Raw genomic sequence first — 23,684 nt, 5'->3', positions numbered from 1 at the left:
CGGCGATCGTAGACGGCCGCGGCCGCCGTCTACGCTGTGCCCGTGATCTCTCCCCGCGCCCCGCTGTCCGAGCTCGTCCGCCGTGTGCCGCCCCCGCCCGAACCGGTGGACGGCCACGGCGACTGGGAGGCGGCGGAGGCCGCGCTGGGGGTGCGGCTGCCCGCGGACTTCAAGGCGCTGGTGGAGACGTACGGGCGGGGCGAGTTCCGCGACCACATCGCGGTGCGCACACCGTTCGGCGACGACAATCCGGTCCGGCTGGAGGCGGATCTGCTGGAGGACTACGCCGATTCGCGGGAGATGTTTCCGGAGCACTACCCCTACCCGCTGTTCCCGGAGCCGGGCGGGCTGATCGCGTGGGCTGTGACCGGCAGCGGACACCATCTGTGCTGGCGGACGGTGGGGCCGCCGGACGAGTGGCCGGTCGTGGTGTGGTCGCGCGACGACGATTACGAGGAGTACGGGCCGGGCGCCGTCGACTTCCTGGAGGGGTGGCTCACCGGGCGGATCGTCTCGGAAGCCCTGCCCGACAACCAGCCCGGCCTGGCTCCGTGGTTCGACCCGGCACGCGAGCTGGCCCATGTCTACGTCCGGCTGGCGGAGGGCGAGCGGCCCTATCCGGAGCGGCTGCGGATCCTGCGCGAGGCGCTGGCACCCACCGCCGACCGGGGCGGCATGGTGTCCGAGTACGAGGGCAGACGGCAGGACCACTTCGCCACCGTGGACGGCGGCTGGGAGCTGACGTACGAGACGGCGTACGGCCATCAGATCCGGGTGGCCTTCCCTCCCGAGGACAGCGAGCGGGCGCGGCTGGCGGTGCTGGGCGCGGCCGGGTCGATGGGGTGCGCGGTGCTCGGGCTGTCGACGGTCCACGGCACGGCCGTGTGGGAGCCCTTGCCCTGAGCCTTGCCACGTCGTGTGCGGTGGCCGGGGCCCGCTCAGCCGTCGATCCCGTGTTCGGCCAGCGGACCCACCGCCCAGCCCTCGTCCCGGCAGGCGCGGACGAAGGCGGGCAGCGCGCCGAGGGCGGCCCGCCAGCAGCCGGGCGCGGCCGTTCGGTCGGAGTCGTGCAGCAGTACCGTGTCGCCGCCGCGCAGATCGCGGCGCACGGTGGCGAGCACCGAGGCCGGAGTGGCCTGGGCGGTCCAGTCGCGGCCCCAGGCCGTCCACAGCACGGGGCGGAGCCCGGCCCGTGCGGCGGCCAGCCGGCGGCCGCCGGTCAGGATCCCGTACGGCGGCCGGTACCAGCGCGGCACCGCGCCCGTGGTCAGCCGCACGGCGCGGGCGGCGTGTGCGACCTCGCGCAGATCGCGGGTGACCGCGGGCAGCCATGGGCGGCTGTGTGTCCAGCCGTGGACGGCCAGCTCGTGGCCCCGGAGGGCGATGTCCCGCGCGGTTTCGGGGTGGCGCAGCACGCTGTCGCCGAGGACGAAGAAGGTGGCCCGTACGGCGAGCTCGTCGAGGGCGTCGAGGAAGTACGGGGTGGACCGGGGGTCGGGGCCGTCGTCGAACGTGAGGGCGATGTGGTCGGAGCGGCCGCGGCCCGCCAGGGCCGGGAAGGCGCGCCGCACGCCCGGCAGCCGGACGGCGGCGGGGGCCGCGTGCGCGACCGCCACCAGGGTCCCCCCGGCCACGGCCAGGGTCTCGGCCCGGCGACGCGCGGTCCCGTGGCGGCTGCCGTGTCCGGCCGTTCCGTCGCTCATGGGCGGCTCACCTGCGCTGCCCCCCACGGTGACGCAGGACCGCCGCTTCCGGGCACGCCACAGCTCCCGGTCACGCGGGGCCGTCGCCCCCGGCCGGGAAGCGCCACCGCCGCCCGTCACGAGGCGCCGTGGCCCCCGGCCGCGCCGGGCCGCCGCCCCGGTCATGAAGCGTCCCCGCTTCCGGTGCGCCGCGCCGCGCGAGGCGGGCGGGCCGGGCGCGCCGTGGCGCGGGTGGCCGTGTCCCAGCCGTCGGCGACGGTGGGCGAGCGGGAGAGGCCGACGATGCCGACCGCCATGAGAACGACACCGGCCGCCTCGGGCACGATCCGCGGCCCCAGGGCGACGCGCTCGCCGAACAGCACCCAGCCCAGGGCGATGCTCACCAGCGCGTCGCCGAGGGTGAGCGCGGGCTGTGACGCCGCCAGGGTGCCGGCCCGCAGGGTGCTCTGGAGCAGCAGAAAGCTCAGCAGCCCGACGCCGCACACCGCGTAGAGCGGCCAGCTGGTAAACACGGCGGCCACTCCGCCGGCGAACCGGCCGGTGAACTCCTTGATCAGCGCCGCGGTGCAGGCGAAGCACACGGCGGTGGCGCACCCGAGGACGGCGGCGCGGGCCGGGCCGCGCAGCGCCCGGGCCACCGCGGTCAGGGCGCCGACGGCGAGCACCGTCAGCACCCCCACCGGGAGCCAGCGGCCGTTCTCGGCGGTGCTGTGGCCGTGCGAGGGGTCGGCAGCGACGAGAAAGACCGCCAGCCCGGCGGCCAGCGTCACGAACGCCAGCCAGGTGCGGCCGTCCGGGCGGTGGCGGAAGACCAGGCTGCCGACCATCAGGGTGAACAGCAGTTCGGTCACCAGCAGCGGCTGGACGACGGAGAGCCGCCCGACGGCGAGCGCGCCCACCTGGGCCACCGCCGACACCACCATCGCCGCCGCGCCGGCCAGCCAGAACGGGCGCCGCAGCAGCCGGGCCAGCCGGAGCAGCGACCCCCCGGGCCCGTGCCCCGCCCGCCGCTCGTGTTCGTGCTCCATGGCGGCTTCCTGCTCCATGGCGGCGCGCCGCTGCAACACCGACGCCGCGCCGTTGCCGAGGGCGGACAACAGCGCCAGCAGGACCGTCAGCGCGTCGTGCACCGCGTCACCCGAAACGGGCCGCCAGCCGGCGGTAGAGCGCCGGGGCCGCGCTGCGGACCAGCACGGGCAGGCGCAGCCAGCGGGGCACGTACACCTCGTCACGGCCCCGCGCGACGGCGTCCCAGACCGCGTCGGCGACCTGGGCGGGGGGCAGCGGGCGGGGGCGGCGGCGGGTGTAGGGGGTGCCGCGGCGGGCGAAGAACGGGGTGTCCACCACGCCCGGGACGACATGGGTGACCCGTACGCCGGACCCGCGGAGCTCGTACCGCAGGGCGTCGGCGAAGGTGCCGAGCGCCGCCTTGGCGGCGGAGTACACCGCCTCGCCCCGCACCCCGACGCCCGCGACCGATCCGATGAGCACGATGTGTCCGCGCCGCTCGGCCAGCATGCGCGGCAGCACCAGACGCACCAGGCGTACGGCGGCCAGCAGGTCGACGGAGATCACCCGGTCGATGGCCGCGGGCGGCATCGAGCCGAAGGGGCCCGCCCAGCCGACTCCCGCCCCGGCCACCAGCAGGTCGACCCGCCCGGCGGCGCGGAAGGCCGCCCGGACCAGGTGGCCGCTGCCCTCCGCGGTGGCCAGGTCGGCGGGGAGGGCGGTGGCGGAGGTCCGGGCCGCCACGCGGTCCAGCCGCTCCTGGTGGCGGCCGCTGACCAGCAGCCGCCAGCCGCCCTCCGCGGCGAACCGGTCCGCGACGGCGGCGCCGATGCCCGAGGAGGCGCCGGTCACCAGCGCCACGCCCGGCCCGGCGGCCGGGCGCTCCGCGCCCCGGGCCGGGCCACGGTGGGTTTCTGTGTCCGGGAGGGGGCGGGTCATGGCGACTCCCTGTGACGGCCGGCCGGGGCAGGCGGCCGCCATACGGTTTGACGACTCTCGGAGCGGTTACTTCCAGTTAGCCACGATCGGCTTCACCACGCACCACACGCGCCGCACGCGCCCGGCTCTGCCGGACGCCCCAGCGGAGGTGACCATGCACCCGCCGCCCGATGAACAGTACGCCGGACGACCTCCCGGGGAGCTCCGGTGAGCAGGCGTTTCCTCGTGGTGAGCGCCAGCATGGGCTCCGGTCACGACGCGGTGGCCGGGGAGCTCGCGCGGCGCCTTACGGCCCGGGGACACCGGGTGGACCGGACCGATGTCCTCGCCCTGCTCCCGGCCGGGATCGGCCCGTTGCTGCGTTCCGGCTACCGGACGGTGATCCGCCGCCTCCCCGTCCTCTACACGGGGATCTACGCCGCGTTCTTCCGCCCCGGCCCCGGCCCGCGCCCGGGCAGTGCCCCGCTGGCGGCGCTCGCCGAACACCGGCTGCTGGCCCTGGTGGAGCGCTGGCGGCCGGATGTGGTCGTCCCGGTCTTCCACCTCGCCGCACAGCTCACCGGCGGGCTGCGCGCGGACGGGGCGCTGACGGTGCCGAGCGCCGTGGTCGTCACCGACTTCGCGGTGCACCGCCAATGGCTGCACCCGGGCAACGATCTGTATCTGTGCCTCACGGCCGAGGGGGCCGACACCGTGCGGCGGGCCGTGCAACGGCCCGCGGTGGCCACCGGTCCGGTGGTGGCCGGGCGCTTCTCCGCCCCCGCCCCGGGGGCGGACGGCTGGCGGGCGCGGTTCGCGGCCCATGCGCCCGGGAAGCCGCCGGTGACGCTGGCCGCGGGGGCCTGGGGGGCCGGCACCCGGCTGGCGGCCACGGCGCGGCTGTTGGCCTCGGCGGGCTATCTGCCGGTGGCGCTCTGCGGCCGCAACGAGCGGCTGCGCCGCGAGCTGTCGCGGTCGCCCGAGGTGTGGGCGGTCGGCTGGGAGCCGGACCTGGCCGGCGTGCTGGCCGCCTCGCGGGCCGTGGTGGACAACGCCGCCGGGCAGACCGCGCTGGAGGCGCTGGCCGCCGGGGTGCCCGTGGTCGGCTACCGCCCCATTCCGGGGCACGGCCGGGAGGGTGTCCGACACATGGCGGCCCTGAGCGTGAGCGAACACGCACGGGACGCATGGGACCTCGTACGTGTGCTCGACACGCTCACCGCGCCGGGCGAGGCGCGCGAGCGCCGCATCGCCGCGGGCCGCCGACTGTTCACCGGCGACGCGGCGGCCGCTCTGGCCGAGGTGGCCGAGGCGGGCCGGGTGTCCGAGACGGCCCGCGGGGCGGGCCACTAGGGTCTGTCGTCAAAGGGGGCGTCCGGCCGCGAGCGGCGTCTGGTGCGGTGCCTCGCAAGGCGGAGCGTCGCCCTCGTACTGGGCGTACTTGGGCGATGCGACAACGCAGCGAGGCGCCGTGCCAGGCGCCGGGAGCAGGACGCCCCCTTTGACGGCAGGCCCTAGGACCTGTCTTCGAAGAGGGACACATCGAGGAGGCGCCTGCCGGGCGGTGGATGGGCGGTGTCCGCCCGTCAGGCGCCGACCTCCTCGGCCTGGGGTCAGGCCTCGTACAGGCCGCGGCCGGCGGTCTTGGCCCGGTCCGCCTTGCGGAGTCGCTCCAAAGTGTTGCGCACGGAGTTGACGTTCGTCCGCGTCTCGTCGCGCCCCAGGGCCTCGTTGACCTCAGCGGCCCGCAGCGGACGGCCCGCCTTGCGCAGGGCGGCCAGCACGTTCTCCGAGAGCCCGCCGGAGCGCTCCGTCGTAGCCTCGGCCTTGGGAGCCTCGGCCTTGGGAACCGCGGCGGCCTTCTTGGCCGTCTTCTTGGCGGTCGTGGCCTTCTTCGCCGCGGTCTTCGAAGTCCGGGCGGTGGCGGGGGCCTTGGCCTTGCCCTTGCTGCGCTGACGGCCGATGGCGGCCTTGCGCGTGGCGGTGGCGGTGGCCCGGGCGGCGGGAGCCGGCTCGGGGTCGGGCTCCGGCGCCGCCTCGGGGGCGGGCTCGGCGGCCGCGGCCACCGTGTCCTCGGTGGCCTCGGCCACCGGCTCAGCGGCCACCGCCTCCTCCGGCGCCGCGGCGGGCGCCGGCACGCTGGAGAGCGCTTGAAGGCTGTTCAGAGCCCCGCTCACCGCCTCCAGTCGCTTGGTGACAGCCTCCAAATCCTTCTTGAGAGCCTCCTGCTGTTCCTCAAGTCGCGGGAGCTCTGACTCCAGCGCCTCGATCGTCGATCCCACACTGTTGTCCGCACTCAATGCGTTCACCACCACTTCGTACCCTTTCTGCGCCCATCGCAGCTGCGATTATGCCTGGTGTTCAGATGTGTACGGTGCCCTCCACACCGCCACACAACACCATCGAATCCACTTGCGCGACCACTTCGAACACACGCGTTTCCCCGCGTGTGAATGTCCGACTGGGTGTCAGCCGCGGTGCGAAAGGCCGGTGCGGGGGTGCAACCGGGTCCCGGGAGACACCGGTTGGCGGCAGAGAAGTGGCCGCCGTCGACTGCTCGACGGCGGCCACTTCCGGGTGGCGGAATCACCGCTCGTACGCGTCCACCAGACCCTGGATGTCGATCTTCTTCATGCCGAGCATCGCCTTGGTGACCTGCGCGGACTTGACCGGGTCGGGGTCGCTCATCAGCTCGGTCAGCTTCCTGGGCACGATCTGCCACGACAGCCCGTACTTGTCCTTGAGCCAGCCGCAGGGCCCGTCCTCCCCGCCCTCGCCGAGCCGCGCCCACAGCTCGTCCACCTCTTCCTGCGTCGCGCAGTCCACGGAGAGCGAGATGGCCTCGGTGAAGGTGAAGTGGGGACCGCCGTTGAGCGCGATGAACCTCTGCCCGGCGAGTTCGAAGGTGACGGTCATGACCGTGCCCGCCTCACCCGGCCCCGCCTCGCCGTAGCGCTGGATGTCCACGATCCGGGAGTCGTCGAAGATGGACGTGTAGTGGTTGGCCGCCTCCTCGGCCTGGTTGTCGAACCACAGGAACGTGGTGATCTTCTGCATGATGTGCTCTCCTTGCCGGCTCGGCTCCGGTGCCTGTGAGGAGTAGGACCGGCCGGGCCGCGAGAACTCATCGGTCAGGGCTCAACAGATGGGGAATCGATGGGAATCACCGGTAGGTCCGCAGGCCACGCCGGTAGGCGATCTCACCGAGGACCACGTCGAGGGCCCAGAAGGCGGCGAGTGGCAGACCGAGCAGCGGGACGAAGTAGCCGAGCACGGCGACGGCGGCGGCCAGTGGCACCAGGACGTACGGCGGCACCTGCTGCCAGCCGCCCCGCGGGACGGGGCGGCCGAACGCGGAGGCGCTGCCGCGCTGCCACCACATGCGGTAGCCCCACAGGATCAGGAAGATCAGCGCGAGCGCGAGGGCGGCCAGCGCGATCTGGTTGACCAGACCGAAGAGGCTGCCGGTGTGCGCGTCGATGCCCCAGCGGGAGAGCTTGGCCAGCAGCGGGTAGTCCGCGAACCGCACCACGTCGGTGACCTCGCCGGTGGCGGGGTCGATGGCGACGGAGTCCTGTTTCTCCGGCCAGCTGCGCTGGATCTGCTGGACCACATAGGCGGTCTTCGCGTCGGCGGGCGGCACGATCTCCACCGGGTTGCCCAGCCCCTCGGCCCGGGCCGCCTTCAGCACCGCGTCCAGCCCTACGTCCCGGGCGGACGACGGGTCTTCGGCGCCGTCCTGAGAGCCGTCCATGTCCATGCCCGGCATGGCGCCGTGGCCGGAGTGCTCGCCGTCGGCCCGCTCGGCGCCGTCGAGCGCGGCCGAGACGGAGGGGGTGGTCTGGCGGAGGGCGGTGCGCAGGTCCTCGATGTTCGCGCCCGCGTAGGTGGACCAGGTCAGGCCGGTGGCCGACAGGAAGAACAGGCCGACCGCCGCCCAGACGCCCACCGCGCCGTGGAAGGACATGGTCCGCCTGCGGCCGGTGGCGGTGCGGTCGGGCAGGGCGATCGCGCGCAGCCTGCGCTTGGCTCGTCGGCGGGCCAGCCAGAGCACCAGCCCGCCGCCGGTGATCACCCACAGCCAGCTGGCGGCGAACTCGCTGTAGAGACGGCCGGTCTGGCCGAGGTGCAGATCCCGGTGGAGCTCGTCGATCCAGGTGCGCAGCGGCAGCGCGCCGCTGGAGCCGTACTGCTCCAGTGCGCCGCGGACCTTCCCGGTGTAGGGGTCGACGAAGACGGCGAGCGTGTGGTCCGGGTCGACCCCCTTGACCCCGGAGAGCAGCACCCGGGTCGTGGCGCCCGCCTCGGGCGAGGGCCGCACCGCGCTGACGGTGCCCTCGGGGTGGGCCGTGCGGGCGGCGTCGATCTGCTGGGAGACGGGGAGTTCGCGCTCGCCGACGGGGACGCTCAGCTCATGGTCGTACACGATCTTCTCGACCTGGAAGGAGGCTGCGTACAGCAGTCCGGTCGCCGCCGCGACCAGCAGGAACGGCGCGACGAGCACGCCCGCGTAGAAGTGGAGTCGCAGCACCAGCGGGCGCAGCGCGGACCACCAGGCCCGCCCGGGCCGCCCCGGGTCGGGCGGGGCGGCCGCGGGGGGCGGCCCCGCGGCCGTGGGCGGATTCTCGGGGCCGTCCTCCGTGGTGGCGGCGCTCGGTCGGTCGGGCATGGACGGCTCCCGGTTCGGTGGCGGACACGGTGCGGCGGTGGCCGCATCGCATCAGTCGTCGGATCCGGGGGGCGTCGAGTTCCGGGCCGAATGCATGATCCATGTCACACGCGGCCGGAAGGGTGTGACGGTCGGGCCGTCAGGCACGGGCGCCGCGCAGCGCGTCGGCGAGCGGGCCCCGCCCGGTCATCTCGATGGCTCCGCTGGCGATGCCGTCGGCGACGGTCAGCGTGCCCTGGGCGAGGGCGACGCAGGTGTCGGCGTCCACGACGAGCCGGGCGTCCGCGCGCTCGGCCGGTCCGTCCGCGTACGACGGCTCGGGCGCGCCGAGCACCAGATGGAAGCCGCCCTCCTCGAGCGCCACGTCGACGACCCCTTCGTGTTCCGTGGCGAGGTGCCCCAGCCGGTGGAGCAGCGGAACGGCGAACCAGTGGGCCCGGATGGCGTCGGTGGGCTGCCGCTCGGCCAGCGCGGGCGCGCCCCAGGTGGCGAGGGCGGTGAGGACGGGCAGCAGCGCGCGGCCGTGGGGGGTGAGTTCGTAGACGGCGACCGACGCCGGCGGCGGCAGCTTGCGGCGGGCGAGTACGCCGTCGCGCTCCATGTCCTTCAGCCGTGAGGCGAGCATGTCCGTGCTGACCCCTGGCAGGTCGGTGTGGAGATCGGTGTATCTGCGGGGACCCGCCAGCAACTCCCGCGCGATCAGCAGCGTCCACCGGTCACCGACGGCATCGAGGGCCCGCGCGATCGCGCAGTACTGGTCATAGCTTCGGCGTGGCATGCGCCCCAGTCTAGCCATTTAGTTGGACTTTCCAAGTGGCACCTTGGTAGAACAAAGCAAGCCATCGTCGAGTGATGAGGCGGAGCGAACCGGGAGGGCGCGAGATGGAGTTCCGGCAGTCGAGCAAGCTCAGCGAGGTCTGCTACGAGATCCGGGGTCCGGTGATCGAGCAGGCCAACGCGCTGGAGGAGGCCGGACACAGCGTGCTGCGCCTCAACACCGGCAATCCGGCGCTGTTCGGGTTCGAGGCCCCGGAGGAGATCCTCCAGGACATGATCCGGATGCTGCCGCAGGCCCACGGCTACAGCGACTCGCGCGGCATCATCCCCGCCCGTCGGGCGGTGGTCCAGCACTACCAGCAGCGCGGCCTGGACGACATCGGCGTGGACGACGTCTTCCTCGGCAACGGCGTCTCCGAGCTGGTGTCCATGTCCGTCCAGGCCCTGGTCGAGGACGGCGACGAAATCCTCATCCCGGCGCCGGACTTCCCGCTGTGGACGGCCGTCACCACCCTGGCGGGCGGCAAGCCCGTGCACTATGTGTGCGACGAGTCCGCCGACTGGTACCCCGACCTCGACGACATGGCATCGAAGATCACCGACCGCACCAAGGCGGTGGTCATCATCAGCCCGAACAACCCCACCGGGGCGGTCTATCCGCGCGAGATCCTCGAGGGCATCCTCGACCTGGCCCGCCGCCACCATCTGATGGTGTTCTCCGATGAGATCTACGACAAGATCCTCTACGACGGGGCGGTCCACCACAGCCCCGCCGTGCTCGCCCCGGACCTGGTGTGTCTGACCTTCAGCGGCCTGTCCAAGGCGTACCGGGTGGCCGGGTTCCGGTCCGGCTGGGTGGTCGTGTCCGGCCCCAGGCAGCACGCCAGGAACTACCTGGAGGGGCTGACCATGCTGGCCTCGATGCGCCTGTGCCCCAACACCCCGGCGCAGTTCGCGATCCAGGCGGCCCTCGGCGGCCGGCAGTCCATCGAGAGCCTGGTGCTGCCCGGCGGCCGGCTGCACGAACAGCGCGACCGCGCGTGGGAGAAGCTCAACGAGATCCCCGGGGTCTCCTGCGTCAAACCCCAGGGCGCGCTGTACGCGTTCCCCCGCATCGACCCCGACGTCCACCGGATCCACGACGACGAGCGGTTCGTCCTGGACCTGCTGCTGCGCGAGAAGATCCAGGTGGTGCAGGGCACCGGCTTCAACTGGCCGCGCCCCGACCACTTCCGCATCCTCACCCTCCCGCATGTCGACGACCTCGAGTCGGCCATCAGCAGGATCGGGCGGTTCCTCGGCGGTTACCGGCAGTCGTGACCCCGGGCGCCCGACCGCGCCTTCGCGGGGTCCTGTCCCATGGACGGGCAACCGCTTGTAAGGTGCATGCTTATGGGCGGGGTGATCGCGGGTTTCGGTGTCATCGCCGGCATCGTCGTCACCGGTTATGTCCTGGGGCGCCGCGGATCGCTGGGCGAGCACGGGCGCGATGTCCTCACCGCGCTCGCCTTCCAGGTGGCCAGCCCGGCCCTGCTGTTCTCCACGCTCGCGCGGGCCGACCTCTCCGTCCTGGTGTCGGTCCCGATGCTCGTCACGGCCTTGAGCACCTTCGTCGTGGCGGGGACGTTCATCGCCGTCGGCGCTGTACGCCGCTGGAGCGTCGGCCGGACGACGATCGGCGCGCTGTGCGCCAGCTATGTCAACGCCGGAAATCTCGGCATCCCCGTCGCGATGTACGTGCTCGGGGACGCCTCCCTGATCGCGCCGGTCCTGCTCTTCCAGCAACTCGTCGTGTCCCCGATCGCCCTGACGGTGATCGACCTCAGCCGCAGCGAGCGCCGGCCGTCGCTGGTCAGACGGCTCACCACGCCGGTACGCAACCCCATCGTCGTCGGCTCGCTGTGCGGCGTGGCAGTGGCCGCCTCTGGCTGGCGGATTCCCGGGCCGGTCATGGAACCGGTCTCGCTGCTGGGCGGGATGGCGGTGCCCGGGGTGCTGCTGGCCTTCGGCCTCTCGCTGCCGGGCAGCGCGCTGCCCGGGCGCGGCGAGGACCGCGGGGCGGTGCTGCTGTCGGTGGCGCTCAAGTCCTTCGCGCAGCCGGTGGTGGCATGGGCCATCGCGGCCGGGGTGTTCGGGCTGAGCGGTGCCGCGCTCTTCGCCGCAGTCGTCACCTCCGCGCTCCCGGCGGCGCAGAACCTCTTCACCTACGCGGTGCGCTACCAGACCGCGACGCGGCTGGCGCGCGAGTCGATCCTGCTGTCGACGTTCCTCGCGGCTCCGGTGCTGCTCACGGTGGCGGCGCTGCTGGGCTGAGGGCACCGTCCGCCACCGTCGGCCGCCGGAGTCCTGGCACGACGCGCCGGACGTGAGTGTCGGCACCGCGCACACCGGGTGGCCCGGCTACCGTCGGTGTCGCTCGGACCCCCGCCAGGAAACGAGGAACAGCCATGGCACCCTCTGTGTCAACCGCCTCCATCGGAGTCACAGGGCTCGCGGTGATGGGCCGCAATCTGGCCCGCAACTTCGCCCGGAACGGCTACACCGTCGCGGTGCACAACCGGACGCCCGCCCGCACCCGCTCCCTGATCGAGGAGTTCGGGCACGAGGGCTCCTTCGTGCCGGCCGAGAAGCCCGCGGACTTCGTGGCGGCGCTGGAGCGCCCCCGGCGGCTGATGATCATGGTGAAGGCGGGCGGGCCGACCGACGCGGTGATCGACGAGTTCGTGCCGCTGCTTGACCCCGGGGACATCGTCATCGACGGCGGCAACGCCCACTTCGAGGACACCCGCCGCCGCGAGGCCGCCCTGCGCGAGCAGGGCATCCACTTCGTCGGGACGGGCGTATCCGGCGGCGAGGAGGGCGCGCTGCACGGGCCCTCCATCATGCCGGGCGGGTCGGTGGAGGCGTATGCCGCGCTCGGGCCGATGCTGGAGAAGATCAGCGCGCATGTCGACGGCGAGCCCTGTTGCACCCATATCGGCTCGGACGGCGCCGGACACTTCGTCAAGATGGTGCACAACGGCATCGAGTACGCCGACATGCAGCTGATCGCCGAGGCGTACGACCTGCTGCGGCGGGCGGCGGGGCGCACCCCCGCGCAGATCGCGGACATCTTCCGCCGCTGGAACACCGGTGTGCTGGACTCCTACCTGATCGAGATCACCGCCGAGGTCCTGGCCCACACCGACGGGGAGACCGGCAAGCCGTTCGTGGACATCGTGGCCGACGCCGCCGAGCAGAAGGGCACCGGCCGCTGGACCGTACAGACGGCGCTGGACGTGGCCGCGCCGGTCCCCGGCATCGCCGAGGCCGTCTTCGCGCGCTCGCTGTCCGGCCACACCGAGCTGCGCGCCGCCGCCCGGCAGCTGACCGGCCCCCAGGTGCCCGCCGCGGCCGGGCAGGATGCCGACCGCCTCGTCGACCAGGTCGAGCAGGCGCTGTACGCCTCGAAGATCGTCTCGTACGCACAGGGCTGGAACATGATCCAGGCCGCGGCGGAGCAGTTCGGCTGGGACATCGACCTGGGCGCGGTGGCCAAGATCTGGCGCGGTGGCTGCATCATCCGGGCCGGCTTCCTGGGCGAGATCCGCAGCGCGTACGTGGCCGACCCCGCGCTGCCCACGCTCCTCGCCGACGAGCGGTTCTCCCGTCAGCTCGGCGAGGCACAGGACGCCTGGCGGGCCGTGGTGACCACCGCCGTCCAGGGCTCCATCCCCACGCCCGGGTTCTCCGCCTCGCTCGCCTACTACGACGCGCTGCGCGCCGACCGGCTGCCCGCCGCCCTCATCCAGGCGCAGCGGGACTTCTTCGGCGCCCACACCTACCAGCGCGTCGACCGGGAGGGCACCTTCCACACCGAGTGGTCCGGCGACCGGAGCGAGACCCTGATGTGAGGCCGTACCGCGGCCCGATGTGATCGGCGGCGCCCAGGCGGGGAATCAGGAAACGGAAACCGGCTTCTGACCGTGCGAGAACCGCGACGGCTGGAGGGAACACAGGTGACCGTATCCATACCGGAACCGCCCCGGGCGCCCCGGGAGGCCGACCGACCGCCGCGCCGCGCCCTGGTGGCGGGGTCGGTGGGCAACTTCATCGAGTGGTACGAGTTCGGGATCTACGGCTGTTTCGCGACGGTCATCGCCGCGAACTTCTTCACCCCGGAGGGCGGAAGCGACCTCGAAGGCCTGGTCAAGACCTATGCGTCGTTCGCGCTCGCCTTCTTCTTCCGGCCGATCGGCGCCGCCGTGTTCGGCCGCCTCGGCGACCGGATCGGCCGCCGCCCCACCCTGATCTGTGTGGTGCTGCTGATGACCGCGGCCACCACACTGATCGGGCTCCTCCCCACCTACGACACGGTGGGCGTGGCCGCGCCGTGGCTGCTCACCTTTCTGAGGGTGCTCCAGGGGCTGTCGGCGGGTGGTGAGTTCGGCGGGGCCGTCTCCATCATGACGGAGTTCGCCCCCGCCGGGCGGCGCGGGCTGTACGGGGCGTGGCAGTCCTTCACCGTGGCGCTGGGCCTGCTCGGCGGGGCCGGCGTGGCCGCACTGCTGGCCACGGTGTTGAGCGAGCAGGCGCTGAACGACTGGGGCTGGCGGCTGCCGTTCCTGCTGACGCTGCCGATGGGCCTGGGCGCCCTATGGCTGCGGCTGCGGCTCGAGGAGACCCCCGCCTTCCGGGGCGCCGAGGACCGTACTGGCGGCGGCGTGGCGCCCGAGCCGCCGCCGCGCGCGGGCGAGGTGGCGTGGGCCATCGTCCTGGGCGCCGGGCGCATCATGGGCTGGGCCGCGGCCGGTTACACCTTTCTCGTCGTCATGCCGTCGTATCTCCAGAGCACGCTGGGCGCCAGTTTCCGGGAGGCGCTGATCGCGACCGTGGTGGCCAACCTCGGCTTCGCCGCCTCCATCATCCCGGCCGGGCTGCTCAGTGACCGGATCGGCAGACGGCCGGTGATGCTGTCGGGGGCGGCGCTGGTCGCGGTCGCCGCGATCCCGCTGCTGGATCTGTTGCAGGACACGGACCGTTCGAACCTGGTCAAGGGGGTGGCGGTGTTCGCCGCCGGGGCCGCGGTCGGGCTGATGGCCGGCCCCGGCCCGGCCATGCTGGCGGAGATGTTCCCGACCCGGGTCCGCTACACCGGGCTCGGCCTGGCGTACTCGCTGTCGAACGCCGTCTTCTCCGGCTGCGCAGGGCTCATCATCACCGAGACCATCAAGCGGACCGGCGAGGTGGACATCCCCGGCTACTACACCACGGTGACCTGCGCCGTCAGCCTGGTGGCGCTGCTCACCCTGCGCGGGGACGACCACCGCGGCCCGCTGCGCGAGGGGCACATGGCGCGAACACCGCGTCCGGACGAACCGCAGGAGGCCGGCCGATGAGGGTGATCGGGCTGATGTCGGGCACCTCGTACGACGCCATCGACGCCGCGGCCGCCGATCTGGAACTCGCCGGGGACCGGCTGGTGCTGACCCCACTCGGCCTGGTCAGCGCCCCGTACGAGGAGGGGCTGCGCGCGGCGCTGAGCGCCGCGCTGCCGCCCGCCCCGACGACCCTGCGGGCCGTGTGCGAGCTGGACACCCGCATCGGCCAGGCGTTCGCAGCCCTCGCCGTCCGGGCCGACCGGGAGCTGTGCGACGGCCGCGCCGAGCTCATCGGCTCGCACGGGCAGACCGTCTACCACTGGGTCGGGGAGGGCCGGGCGTACGGGACGCTGCAACTGGGGCAGCCCGCCTGGATCGCCGAGGCCACCGGCCGCCCGGTCGTCTCCGATCTGCGCACCCGCGACATCGCGGCGGGCGGGCAGGGGGCGCCCCTGGTGAGCGTGGTCGACACCCTGTGGCTGCGCGGGCGGCCCGGCGTGTGCGTGGCGCTCAACCTCGGCGGGATCGCCAATGTCACCGTGGTGCCGGACGGTGGCGGGGAGCCCCTCGCGTACGACACCGGACCGGGCAACGCGCTCATCGACGCGGCGGTGCGCCATCTGACGGACGGCCGGCTCGACCGGGACGAGGACGGCGCGATGGCCGCGCGCGGCACCGTGCACGGCCCGCTGCTGGACCGGCTGCTGGCCGAGCCGTACTACGCGCTGCCGGCCCCCAAGACGACCGGCAAGGAACTCTTCCACCTGCCGTATCTGCGGGCCGCGCTCGCGGGGCTCGGGCCGCTGCCCGCCGACGACGTGGTCGCCACCGTCACCGAGCTCACCGCCGTCACCGTGGCCGACGCGGTGCGCTCCGCCGGGGCGGGCGAGGTGGTCGCCTCGGGTGGCGGCACCCGCAACCCCGCTCTGCTCGCCGCCCTGCGCCGGGCCCTGGGGACCGTCCCGCTGCGCACCTCCGACGAGCTGGGCCTCCCCTCGGCCGCCAAGGAGGCGTACGCCTTCGCCGTCCTCGGCTTTCTGAGCGCCCATGGGCTGGCCGGCACGGTGCCGGCCTGCACCGGGGCCCGTCACCCCAGCGTGCTCGGGTCGATCACCCCAGGGCGCGGCGGGCTGCGTCTGCCGCCGGAAACCGCCGCGGCCCGGGCCGCGCCCGTCCGGCTGGAGATCCGGGGCTGACCGGCCCCGCCGCGCGGCTCACTTCCGGCCGTCGGCGTCCTCGTCGCCCGAGGCGTCGTGCTGGTGGTCCGCCCAGACATAGGCGTCGGGCAGCAGTTCGGCGACGGGGACGGTGCGCGGCCGGTCGACGGTGCCGACGATGACCTCGAGCGCGGGGAAGTAGTCGAACAGGAACTGCCGGCAGCGGCCGCACGGCGGTACCACCCCGCGCTCGCGGTCCCCCACCGCGACCATCCTGACCAGCTCATAGGCGCCCTGGGCCGCCGCGGCGCCGACGACCACCAGCTCCGCGCACGGGCCCCCGGTGAAGTGGTAGGCGTTCACCGCGGTGATGACCCGGCCGTCGGCGGCGCGCGCGGCGGCCGCCATGGTGTGGTCGTCGCCCCGGCAGTAGGTCCGCGCCACATGGGCCGCGGCCTGGATGAGCTCCTCGTCGACGGTGGGGGGCTGCGTGGTCATCATCTCCGCTCTCGCCGGGGGACTGTCGGTGCCTGCCCGTAAGCTGCGGATTATGGCAGCGATCGAGTATGTGCGCGGCGATGCCACCGCGCCGCAGGGGAAAGGGAAGAAGATCATCGCCCATGTCTGCAATGACCTGGGCGGTTGGGGGAAGGGCTTTGTGCTGGCCGTATCCCGGCGCTGGCCGGAGCCGGAGGCGGCCTACCGGCGCTGGCACCGGGAGCGGGCGGGCAATGACTTCGGGCTGGGCGCGGTCCAGTTCGTCCAGGTGAGCCGGTATGTGTGGGTGGCCAATATGGTCGGCCAGCGCGGGACGCGCACCGGCAGCAAGGGGGTGCCGGTGCGATACAAGGCGATCGCCGCGGCGCTGGTTCCGCTCGCGGCGAAGGCCGCCGAGCTGAGGGCCTCGGTGCATATGCCGCGCATCGGCTGCGGGCTGGCCGGCGGGCGCTGGGAGCGGATCGAGCCGCTGATAGCCGAGCGGGTGGTGGCGCGGGGAATCCCGGTCACCGTCTATGACCACGGCGGATGAGCTCCGAGTTGAGCCCTTGCCCCATTCGGGGCATATTTGACATAAGGCTGCGTTGCCGAATCCGGCTCGCCCGCCTGCGTTGTCCGCGTGGTCTGCGTTGCGTGTGTTGTCCCAGCTGTCCCAGCGGTCCGAGCAATCCGAGTGCTCGGGGTCCTTCGGACTCCTCTCAAGGCCTCTGAGTCTCCCGTTACGCATCCGACCAGACGAGGGCGCCATGTCTGCCTACCATCGCACCGCTCCCCCGAACGACGCGTCCTCACCGCGCTCCTCGCCCCATGTGCTGGTCGCACACGACGTGGGACTGCTGGTGATACGCCTGGGGGTGGGGCTGATCGTCGCCGCGCGGGGCGCGCAGCATCTGCTCGGTTGGTGGGGCGGCCTGGGGATCGACAACACGGCCCGCTTCTTCGAGAAGTTCGGCTATCCCGCGCCCAAGTTCCTGGCGGTGGTGTGCGGTATCGCGGAGACGTTCGGCGGTCTGGGGCTGGCCGTGGGCCTGCTCACGCCGCTCGCGGGCGCCGCGGTGGCGGGCACGATGGCCAACGCGGTCGATGTCATATGGCCGTTGGGGTACTTCAGCGGCATTGAGTTTCCCCTGCTGATCGGCGTGGGCGCGGCGGGGCTCGCGTTGAGCGGGCCGGGCCGGATCGCCGTCGACGCCCTGATCCCCGGGCTGCGGTCCCATCGCGTGGTCTACGGGGTGGTGATGCTGCTGATTGCGGCCGTCCTCGCGGCCATCACGATCGGGATCCGCGACTGACGCCCGTAGACGCAGCCCCGAGGCGACCCCCGGCCGGCGCGCACCGCCCGCTCGCCGGGGCGAGGGGGCGGTGCGCGCGCCGTTCAGCCGGTCGCCGACCGGCCTGTGCGGTTCACTCGGCGGCCGGCGGGCGCCGGAAGGAGCTGCGGCCGCGGGACAGCGCATAGCCGCCCACCCCCGCGAGCGCCCCCAGGGCGCCGCCCACCACGGTCCACACCCAGCGGTCCGACCACCAGCCCGAGCCCCAGCCGCCGTCCGGCTCGGCGGCCGACGCGGTGTTCGACGACTCGTCATCGCCGTCCGACGAGTCGGCCGACTCGGAGGCGTCCGGCGCCTGGGTCGCCCCGGCGCGCAGGGCCGGGGTCAGCGGCTCCAGCTCGCCGCCCTCCGCGTGCGCGCCCCCGGTGTCCCGGGTGGACGCCGTGACGGTGGCGGTGAAGGCCAGCCCGAGGTCCTGTTCCGGCAGGTTCACCACGGTCAGCCGGACGTAATAGGAACCCGGCAGCGGCTCGTTGGCCCAGGCCTCGGACCAGGGGCGCACCCGGCGCACCCGGCAGCTGAGGTCGACGGAGGCGTCGTCCTGCCCGGCGGTCACGGTCTGGCTGCCCGAGGTGCAGGCCTGGCGGCGGCGCAGCCCGTCGTAGACGTCGAGCTGCCAGGTGGTCCTGCCGTGCCGGGCCTGCGCCTCGGGGAGCTTGACGGTCGCCTTGACGGTGGGTACCTGCCCGGCCGCCGCGGGGAACACCCAGTAGAGGTAGTCGCCGGCCGACGCCGACGCGGTGGCGGTCTGTCCCTGCTCGATGGCCGTGGCGGTCCGGAAGCCGGTGCCCGCCTCGGTGGGCCCGTCGCTGTCGCCCGCGCCCGCGCTCGGGGACGCGTCGGCCGCCGCCGTGGGCGCGGTGGCGAGCAGGGCGGCGCAGAGCGCGAACGCGGCGCCCGCGGTACGTAGGGCACGCATCAGTTGGTCCTCCAGACGGTGACGCGCCAGCGGGCCAGCCAGCCCCACACCAGCCCCACCAGCAGCCCGGTCACGGTGAGCACGGTCAGCAGCACCCAGCCGCGGCCGAGACCGAAGGCGGCCACGTCACCGGGCGGGTCGCCGGCGTCGACGATGTTCACGGCCAGCTCGACGGGCAGCCCGGGGGTGCGCTTGACGGACGCGGGCGCGGAGAACGACTGGCTCACCTCGAGGCAGATGGTGCGCGGCGTCGAGTCCTCGACCTCGCGGCCCTCGGCCACCGGGTAGCGCAGCCCGGTCGAGATGACGTCCGTGCGGCCGCTGCCGGCCTCGCTGCCGCGCACCAGCTCGCGGCCGCGCTCGTTCACCGCGCGCACCAGCACGCCGTAGTCGGGGTCGACGGCGCGGTCGGCGGCCACGCTCGCCGAGGCCCGCAGCTCCTGGCCGGGGGCGACCTTCACCCGGTACCAGCGGTGCTCGCCGAAGCCTTCCCGGTCGCTGTAGAGGCCCGCGCCGAGGACGGGGGCCTTGGCGCAGGCCTCGGCGCCGTCCACGGCGGTCGGGGTCTGGACCGGGGCTTCCGCCGCGCGCCGCACCAGCTGCTTGATGCGGGTGGAGAGCTGGTCGGTGTGCTGGACCGCGGTGTAGGTGCCACCGGTGGCCTCGGCGATACAGCTGAGCTGGTCCCGGACCTTGCTGTCCAGGGTCAGCCCGAGCGTGTCGACGACCAGATGGGTTCCCTCGGCGGCCAGTTCCCGGGCCACGTCGCACGGGTCGGGCAGACCGCAGGAGTCCTCGCCGTCCGTGATGAGCACGATCCGACGGGTCGCGTCACCGCCCGCCAGGTCCTTGGACGCGCCGCGCAGGGCGAGGCCGATGGGTGTCCAGCCGGTGGGGCGCAGCGTGGCGACGGCCGCCTTGGCCTCGGTGCGGTCCACCCGGCCGACGGGGTAGAGCTGTTTGCTGTCCAGGCAGCCGGTCTCGCGGTCCTTGCCGGGGTAGTTGGCGCCGAGGGTGCGTATGCCGAGCCGCACGTCGTCGGGGACGGCGTCGAGCACCTCATTGAACGCCTGCTTGGCGGCGGCCATGCGGGACATGCCGTCGACGTCGCGGGCGCGCATCGAGCCGCTGACGTCCAGGACGAGTTCGACTTTGGGGGACTCGCGGGCCGGTTCGTCGTCGGCGACGGCCGCGGTCGGGAACACCAGACCGCACACCACGGCCGCGAGCAGCCCGAAGGCGCCTGTCGCCAGGCGTTTCTTTATGATCACCGCGGCATCTTATGGAGCATCATATGACCACTCCAAAGTGGCTCCCCAACGGGCCCCGCACGCGGGTGCTGCGGCTCGGCCCGCCGCCCCGGGGGCGGTGGCGGAGGCGGGGCCGGACAGTCGTTGGTCACTCCGTACGAATGTGTGGCGAGCCGGGGCCACCGCGCTGTACGGTGCGTCCAGCCCACCGGCCGGAGGATCCAGTTCGTGCTCAGCCCCTCACTCGCCCAGGAGATCGCCGGGGACACCTCCGCGGTCATCGGTTTGAACGTCCTCATCACCGACAGCGAGGGCGTCGTCATCGGCAGCGGCGACAGCAGCCGCATCGGCACCTTCCACGAGGCGTCCGTGGAGGTGATGCGCACTCAGGAGACCGCCACGCACACCGCCACCCAGGCGCAGGAGCTCAAGGGGGTGCGCGCCGGCGTGACCCTGCCGCTGGTCATGGACGGACACGCGGTGGGCACGGTCGGCATCACCGGTACCCCCGCCCAGGTGCGGCGCTTCGGTCTTGTGGTCAAGCGGCAGACGGAGATCCTGCTGCGCGAGTCGGCCGTCCTGCGCTCACGGGTGCTCAGGGAGCGGGTGCTTGAGGAGCTGCTCGCCGATGTCGCCACGTACGACGCCGAGTCGGTCGAGCCTGACTTCGTCGTCTTCCGAGCCGCCGAGGTGGGCTTCGATCTGCGGCTGCGCCGGATCGCGGTGACCGTCGAGGTGGCCGCGCCCGGTGGTACGAACGGCGCCCGCCACCGGGCCGGGCCGCCGGTCGCCGACACCGCGCTGGTCCGCGCGGAGCTGCTGCGCACCGTGCGGGAGGTGTTCTCCGACCCGCAGGACGTGGTCGCGGCGGCGGCCCCCGGGTGGATCGGGGTGCTGCACCGGCTGCCGGAACAGGCCTCGACGAGCCGGGTGATGACGGCCTGTCAGCGGCTGGCGGATCTCGTGGGTGTCCAGCACGGCCTGGCGGCGCGGGTGGGCATCGGGGAGCCCGCCACCTCGGTCGGCGCGCTGCACGACTCGTACCAGGACGCGTGTGACGCGCTGCGCCTGGGGGCCCTCGTCATGCCCGAGCTGCCGGTGCACCTCGTGTCCGACCTGCGCGCCCATCAGCTGCTTGCGGCCGCCGGCCGGAACACCCGCACCCGGCTGCTGACGCTCACCGCGGCGGACCTGCGCGAGCAACCGGACTGGCCGGTGCTCCGGGACACCGTGGTGGCCTGGTGCGAGAACGGCTTCAACTTAGTCCGCGCCTCCTCGGCGCTGCACATCCACCGCAACACCCTCGTCTACCGCATGAACAAGATCGAGCAGATCAGCGGCCGCCCGCTGCGCGACCACCGCACCACGCTCGCCCTGTATCTGGCCTGTCTGGCCGATCAGCTCGACACTCAGCCTTGACCCGGCCCTCTCCCGCCCGCGCCACGCGGCCGTTCGCACACCGAGGCCGCGACGGCCCCCAGCCAGACCGCGGCGACCAGCCCGGTCGGCAGCGCGGGCGCGGCCGACGGCGCCACGGTGAGCAGTACCCCTCCCCCGACCGCCCCCACCACCAGGGCGCCCAGCAGCCCCGCGCTCACCCGGCGCACCCTGCCGGTGGCGGCGAGGTCGGCCAGCAGATTGGTCAGGATGCCGGTGAAGTAGGTGGTGGAAAGACCCGGTGGCGCGACGGCGCGCACCAGCGCGCTCTGTCCCCCCATGGCCACCGCGGCCAGGGCCAGCAGCCCCTGCCGCCGCCCTCCGCCGGGGTGGCCGCCGGCCGACGCCCACAGCGCCCACAGCGCGCCGAGCGCGATCAGTTCCACGCCGAGCGCGCGGCGGGCGAGCCGTGTCTTTTCCGGCCCGCGGACGATCCGGCCGCTCATCAGCGCGCCCAGGACATAGCCGGTGACCGCGAGGGCGGCATGGCCGGCGAGCGCCGGGTCGCGGGCCCCGGCCGACATGCCGAGCAGCGAGAGGTTGGCCGTCATCACGCTGGTGAAGACACCGCCGAGGGCGAGAAAGGAGACCGCGTCCATCGACCCGGTGACCATGGTCAGCGCCACGGCGGCCGCCAGGCCACCGCCGCCCGGACGGGCTAAGCCGCCCGTGGCGTCTCCCGGGCCCGCCGGACCGCCGTCCCGCGGTGGCAGGGGGTCGGTCATCCGGTGTCCCCCTTGGGGCGGTCCTCGTCGACGATCTCCGCCTCGACGACATCGTCATCGGCGCCGTGGCCCGGGCCCGCGCCGTCGCCACCCGTGCCGTCGGCCGTACCGCCGGCCGGCCCGGAGCCCTCACCCCGGTCCCCGGCCTGGGCGTACATGGCCGTGCCGATCTTCTGCGCGGCCGTGGCGGCCTGGTCGGTGGCCGCGCGGATCCGGCCGGTGTCCTCGCCCTTCAGCGCCTCCTTCAGCTCGGAGAGCGCCGATTCGGTCTCCTCCCGCGCGTCCCGCGGCACCTTGTCCGCCTGGTCGCGCAGCAGTTTCTCGGTGTTGTAGAGGAGGGACTCGGCCGAGTTGCGGGTCTCGGCCGCCTCGCGCTTGCGGCGGTCCTCGTCCGCGTAGCGCTCGGCGTCGCGCATCATGCGGTCGATGTCGTCCTTCGGCAGCGCGGAACCGCCGGTGACGGTCATCCGCTGTTCCCTGCCGGTGCCGAGGTCCTTCGCGGACACATGCATGATTCCGTTGGCGTCGATGTCGAAGGCGACCTCGATCTGCGGCACGCCACGCGGGGCCGGCGGCAGGCCCGTCAGCTCGAACATGCCGAGCTTCTTGTTGTACGCCGCGATCTCGCGCTCGCCCTGGAACACCTGGATCTGCACGGACGGCTGGTTGTCCTCGGCCGTGGTGAAGATCTCCGAACGCTTGGTCGGAATGGTCGTGTTGCGCTCGATCAGCCTGGTCATGATGCCGCCCTTGGTCTCGATGCCGAGGGACAGCGGGGTGACGTCCAGCAGCAGGACGTCCTTGACCTCGCCCCTGAGGACACCGGCCTGGAGCGAGGCGCCGACCGCGACCACCTCGTCCGGGTTGACGCCCCGGTGCGGATCCTTGCCGGTCAGCTCCTTGACCAGCCCGGTCACGGCGGGCATCCGGGTCGAGCCGCCGACCAGGATCACATGGTCGATGTCGGACACCTTGATCCCGGCGTCCTCGACCGCCTGGTGGAACGGCCCCTTGCAGCGCTCCAGGAGGTCCTCGGTCAGCTGCTCGAACTGCGCCCGGGTGAGCTTCTCGTCCAGGTGCAGCGGCCCCTCGTCGGAGGCCGTGATGTAGGGCAGGTTGATGGTGGTCTCGGACGCCGCGGACAGCTCGATCTTCGCCTTCTCCGCGGTCTCGCGCAGCCGCTGGAGCGCCATCTTGTCCTGCGCCAGATCCACCCCGTAGCCGTTTTTGAACCGGGTGACGAGGTGGTCGACGATCCGCTGGTCCCAGTCGTCGCCGCCGAGGTGGGTGTCGCCGTTGGTGGCCTTGACCTCGACGACCCCCTCGCCGATCTCCAGCAGCGAGACGTCGAAGGTGCCGCCGCCGAGGTCGAACACCAGGATGGTCTGGTCGTTCTCCTTGTCCAGGCCGTAGGCCAGGGCGGCGGCGGTGGGCTCGTTGATGATCCGCAGCACCTTCAGACCGGCGATCTCGCCCGCCTCCTTGGTGGCGGTCCGCTGGCTGTCGTTGAAGTACGCCGGGACGGTGACCACCGCGTCCGTCACATCCTCGCCGAGGTAGCCCTCCGCGTCGCGCTTGAGCTTCTGGAGCACGCGGGCGGAGATCTCCTGCGCGGTGTAGCGCTTGCCGTCCACCTCGCCGGTGGCCGGGAACCGCCATCGCTCCTCCCCCATGTGGCGTTTGACGGACCGCGCGGTGCGTTCCACGTTGGTCACGGCCTGACGCTTGGCCACCTCGCCCACCAGCACCTCGCCGTTCTTGGCGAAGGCCACCACCGAGGGGGTCGTCCGGGTGCCCTCGGTGTTGGTGATGACCGTTGGCTCGCCGCCCTCCAGGACACACACCACGGAGTTCGTCGTCCCCAGGTCGATACCGACTGCGCGGGTCATCTCAGCACTCCTCTCCTGCGAGATGGGAGCCCTTCACAGAGTG

General features: G+C 73.3%; 22 protein-coding genes. 10 read left to right on the top strand and 12 right to left on the bottom strand.

Annotated elements, in window-relative coordinates; translation table 11 throughout:
- The first annotated feature begins 42 nt into the window (after positions 1–42).
- Positions 43–903 carry an SMI1/KNR4 family protein gene (locus tag ACH4S9_RS41995; RefSeq protein ID WP_311728122.1) on the top strand — a complete coding sequence of 287 codons (861 nt, stop codon included), beginning with the start codon at positions 43–45 and terminating at the stop codon, positions 901–903.
- 35 nt (positions 904–938) lie between these two features.
- On the opposite strand, the gene ACH4S9_RS41990 is transcribed toward ACH4S9_RS41995, so the two are convergent.
- The 3 genes from ACH4S9_RS41990 to ACH4S9_RS41980 all read right to left on the bottom strand — a co-directional run bounded on the left by ACH4S9_RS41990 (position 939) and on the right by ACH4S9_RS41980 (position 3,650).
- On the bottom strand, positions 939–1,703 hold the full coding sequence (locus ACH4S9_RS41990) for a polysaccharide deacetylase family protein (protein ID WP_385349838.1): 765 nt from the start codon (positions 1,701–1,703) through the stop codon (positions 939–941).
- Between the two features lie 161 nt (positions 1,704–1,864).
- Positions 1,865–2,833, bottom strand: a complete 969-nt coding sequence (locus ACH4S9_RS41985; protein ID WP_398376939.1) for a DMT family transporter — start codon at positions 2,831–2,833, stop codon at positions 1,865–1,867.
- A 4-nt stretch (positions 2,834–2,837) separates the two neighbouring features.
- On the bottom strand, positions 2,838–3,650 hold the full coding sequence (locus ACH4S9_RS41980; protein WP_398376938.1) for an SDR family NAD(P)-dependent oxidoreductase: 813 nt from the start codon (positions 3,648–3,650) through the stop codon (positions 2,838–2,840).
- Positions 3,651–3,857: 207 nt separating this feature from the next.
- Here ACH4S9_RS41980 and ACH4S9_RS41975 point away from each other — a divergent pair, with 207 nt between their 5' ends.
- Positions 3,858–4,982, top strand: coding sequence for a galactosyldiacylglycerol synthase (locus ACH4S9_RS41975; protein WP_398376937.1), 1,125 nt, complete (start codon positions 3,858–3,860; stop codon positions 4,980–4,982).
- Positions 4,983–5,242: 260 nt separating this feature from the next.
- Here the strand turns inward: ACH4S9_RS41975 and ACH4S9_RS41970 are convergent, their stop codons facing one another.
- The 4 genes from ACH4S9_RS41970 to ACH4S9_RS41955 all read right to left on the bottom strand — a co-directional run bounded on the left by ACH4S9_RS41970 (position 5,243) and on the right by ACH4S9_RS41955 (position 9,094).
- A complete protein-coding gene (locus tag ACH4S9_RS41970; RefSeq protein ID WP_311728126.1) occupies positions 5,243–5,938 on the bottom strand; it encodes a prephenate dehydrogenase in 696 nt (231 codons plus the stop codon).
- A gap of 277 nt (positions 5,939–6,215) precedes the next feature.
- Positions 6,216–6,686: a VOC family protein gene (locus ACH4S9_RS41965; RefSeq protein ID WP_361184772.1), complete on the bottom strand. Its 471-nt coding sequence runs from the start codon at positions 6,684–6,686 to the stop codon at positions 6,216–6,218.
- A gap of 106 nt (positions 6,687–6,792) precedes the next feature.
- Positions 6,793–8,298, bottom strand: a complete 1,506-nt coding sequence (locus ACH4S9_RS41960) for a PepSY-associated TM helix domain-containing protein (protein ID WP_398376935.1) — start codon at positions 8,296–8,298, stop codon at positions 6,793–6,795.
- Between the two features lie 139 nt (positions 8,299–8,437).
- Complete coding sequence (locus ACH4S9_RS41955) at positions 8,438–9,094, bottom strand: winged helix-turn-helix transcriptional regulator (RefSeq protein WP_398376933.1); 657 nt, start codon at positions 9,092–9,094, stop codon at positions 8,438–8,440.
- Between the two features lie 86 nt (positions 9,095–9,180).
- Between ACH4S9_RS41955 and ACH4S9_RS41950 the strand changes: the two genes are divergently transcribed.
- The 5 genes from ACH4S9_RS41950 (at position 9,181) to ACH4S9_RS41930 (ending at position 15,631) form a co-directional block, all read left to right on the top strand.
- Entirely contained in the window at positions 9,181–10,395 is a 1,215-nt protein-coding gene (locus tag ACH4S9_RS41950; protein ID WP_358845696.1) for a pyridoxal phosphate-dependent aminotransferase, read from the top strand.
- 72 nt (positions 10,396–10,467) lie between these two features.
- On the top strand, positions 10,468–11,388 hold the full coding sequence (locus ACH4S9_RS41945; protein ID WP_398376932.1) for an AEC family transporter: 921 nt from the start codon (positions 10,468–10,470) through the stop codon (positions 11,386–11,388).
- Between the two features lie 134 nt (positions 11,389–11,522).
- Positions 11,523–12,968, top strand: a complete 1,446-nt coding sequence (gndA, locus tag ACH4S9_RS41940; protein ID WP_398376931.1) for an NADP-dependent phosphogluconate dehydrogenase — start codon at positions 11,523–11,525, stop codon at positions 12,966–12,968.
- A 105-nt stretch (positions 12,969–13,073) separates the two neighbouring features.
- Positions 13,074–14,453 (top strand): MFS transporter, encoded by a 1,380-nt coding sequence (locus ACH4S9_RS41935; RefSeq protein ID WP_398376930.1) that lies wholly within the window; start codon positions 13,074–13,076, stop codon positions 14,451–14,453.
- Positions 14,450–15,631: an anhydro-N-acetylmuramic acid kinase gene (locus ACH4S9_RS41930; RefSeq protein WP_398376929.1), complete on the top strand. Its 1,182-nt coding sequence runs from the start codon at positions 14,450–14,452 to the stop codon at positions 15,629–15,631. The genes ACH4S9_RS41935 and ACH4S9_RS41930 overlap by 4 nt, the downstream gene beginning before the upstream one ends.
- An 18-nt stretch (positions 15,632–15,649) precedes the next feature.
- On the opposite strand, the gene ACH4S9_RS41925 is transcribed toward ACH4S9_RS41930, so the two are convergent.
- On the bottom strand, positions 15,650–16,090 hold the full coding sequence (locus ACH4S9_RS41925; protein WP_311728136.1) for a cytidine deaminase: 441 nt from the start codon (positions 16,088–16,090) through the stop codon (positions 15,650–15,652).
- A gap of 52 nt (positions 16,091–16,142) precedes the next feature.
- On the opposite strand from ACH4S9_RS41925, the gene ACH4S9_RS41920 reads away from it, so the two are divergent.
- Positions 16,143–16,622, top strand: a complete 480-nt coding sequence (locus tag ACH4S9_RS41920; protein WP_398376927.1) for a macro domain-containing protein — start codon at positions 16,143–16,145, stop codon at positions 16,620–16,622.
- 214 nt (positions 16,623–16,836) lie between these two features.
- Positions 16,837–17,382 (top strand): DoxX family protein, encoded by a 546-nt coding sequence (locus ACH4S9_RS41915; protein WP_311728138.1) that lies wholly within the window; start codon positions 16,837–16,839, stop codon positions 17,380–17,382.
- Positions 17,383–17,494: 112 nt separating this feature from the next.
- Here the strand turns inward: ACH4S9_RS41915 and ACH4S9_RS41910 are convergent, their stop codons facing one another.
- A complete protein-coding gene (locus ACH4S9_RS41910; protein ID WP_398376925.1) occupies positions 17,495–18,340 on the bottom strand; it encodes a hypothetical protein in 846 nt (281 codons plus the stop codon).
- Positions 18,340–19,611, bottom strand: coding sequence for a VWA domain-containing protein (locus ACH4S9_RS41905; protein WP_398376924.1), 1,272 nt, complete (start codon positions 19,609–19,611; stop codon positions 18,340–18,342). The genes ACH4S9_RS41910 and ACH4S9_RS41905 overlap by 1 nt, the downstream gene beginning before the upstream one ends.
- 207 nt (positions 19,612–19,818) lie before the next feature.
- On the opposite strand from ACH4S9_RS41905, the gene ACH4S9_RS41900 reads away from it, so the two are divergent.
- On the top strand, positions 19,819–21,009 hold the full coding sequence (locus ACH4S9_RS41900) for a sugar diacid recognition domain-containing protein (protein ID WP_311722952.1): 1,191 nt from the start codon (positions 19,819–19,821) through the stop codon (positions 21,007–21,009).
- Here ACH4S9_RS41900 and ACH4S9_RS41895 read toward each other — a convergent pair.
- Entirely contained in the window at positions 21,000–21,752 is a 753-nt protein-coding gene (locus ACH4S9_RS41895) for a YoaK family protein (protein WP_398376922.1), read from the bottom strand. The genes ACH4S9_RS41900 and ACH4S9_RS41895 overlap by 10 nt on opposite strands.
- Positions 21,749–23,641 carry a molecular chaperone DnaK gene (gene dnaK / locus ACH4S9_RS41890; RefSeq protein WP_385351477.1) on the bottom strand — a complete coding sequence of 631 codons (1,893 nt, stop codon included), beginning with the start codon at positions 23,639–23,641 and terminating at the stop codon, positions 21,749–21,751. Before dnaK ends, ACH4S9_RS41895 begins: the two co-directional genes overlap by 4 nt.
- Positions 23,642–23,684 lie beyond the last annotated feature (43 nt).

This window comes from Streptomyces sp. NPDC021225 (assembly GCF_044332865.1).
Classification (GTDB): domain Bacteria; phylum Actinomycetota; class Actinomycetes; order Streptomycetales; family Streptomycetaceae; genus Streptomyces.
The sequence above is the reverse complement of the archived record's forward strand: the minus strand, read 5'-3'. Positions and strand labels throughout refer to the sequence as shown.

What these genes read in the sequence shown, in the direction of transcription:
- ACH4S9_RS41965 (WP_361184772.1), bottom strand. Translation starts at nt 6,686, where the DNA reads ATGCAGAAGATCACCACGTTCCTGTGGTTCGACAACCAGGCCGAGGAG.
- dnaK (WP_385351477.1), bottom strand. Translation starts at nt 23,641, where the DNA reads ATGACCCGCGCAGTCGGTATCGACCTGGGGACGACGAACTCCGTGGTG.
- gndA (WP_398376931.1), top strand. Translation starts at nt 11,523, where the DNA reads ATGGCACCCTCTGTGTCAACCGCCTCCATCGGAGTCACAGGGCTCGCG.
- ACH4S9_RS41915 (WP_311728138.1), top strand. Translation starts at nt 16,837, where the DNA reads ATGTCTGCCTACCATCGCACCGCTCCCCCGAACGACGCGTCCTCACCG.
- ACH4S9_RS41980 (WP_398376938.1), bottom strand. Translation starts at nt 3,650, where the DNA reads ATGACCCGCCCCCTCCCGGACACAGAAACCCACCGTGGCCCGGCCCGG.
- ACH4S9_RS41920 (WP_398376927.1), top strand. Translation starts at nt 16,143, where the DNA reads ATGGCAGCGATCGAGTATGTGCGCGGCGATGCCACCGCGCCGCAGGGG.
- ACH4S9_RS41955 (WP_398376933.1), bottom strand. Translation starts at nt 9,094, where the DNA reads ATGGCTAGACTGGGGCGCATGCCACGCCGAAGCTATGACCAGTACTGC.
- ACH4S9_RS41960 (WP_398376935.1), bottom strand. Translation starts at nt 8,298, where the DNA reads ATGCCCGACCGACCGAGCGCCGCCACCACGGAGGACGGCCCCGAGAAT.
- ACH4S9_RS41930 (WP_398376929.1), top strand. Translation starts at nt 14,450, where the DNA reads ATGAGGGTGATCGGGCTGATGTCGGGCACCTCGTACGACGCCATCGAC.
- ACH4S9_RS41990 (WP_385349838.1), bottom strand. Translation starts at nt 1,703, where the DNA reads ATGAGCGACGGAACGGCCGGACACGGCAGCCGCCACGGGACCGCGCGT.
- ACH4S9_RS41895 (WP_398376922.1), bottom strand. Translation starts at nt 21,752, where the DNA reads ATGACCGACCCCCTGCCACCGCGGGACGGCGGTCCGGCGGGCCCGGGA.
- ACH4S9_RS41945 (WP_398376932.1), top strand. Translation starts at nt 10,468, where the DNA reads ATGGGCGGGGTGATCGCGGGTTTCGGTGTCATCGCCGGCATCGTCGTC.
- ACH4S9_RS41910 (WP_398376925.1), bottom strand. Translation starts at nt 18,340, where the DNA reads ATGCGTGCCCTACGTACCGCGGGCGCCGCGTTCGCGCTCTGCGCCGCC.
- ACH4S9_RS41925 (WP_311728136.1), bottom strand. Translation starts at nt 16,090, where the DNA reads ATGACCACGCAGCCCCCCACCGTCGACGAGGAGCTCATCCAGGCCGCG.
- ACH4S9_RS41950 (WP_358845696.1), top strand. Translation starts at nt 9,181, where the DNA reads ATGGAGTTCCGGCAGTCGAGCAAGCTCAGCGAGGTCTGCTACGAGATC.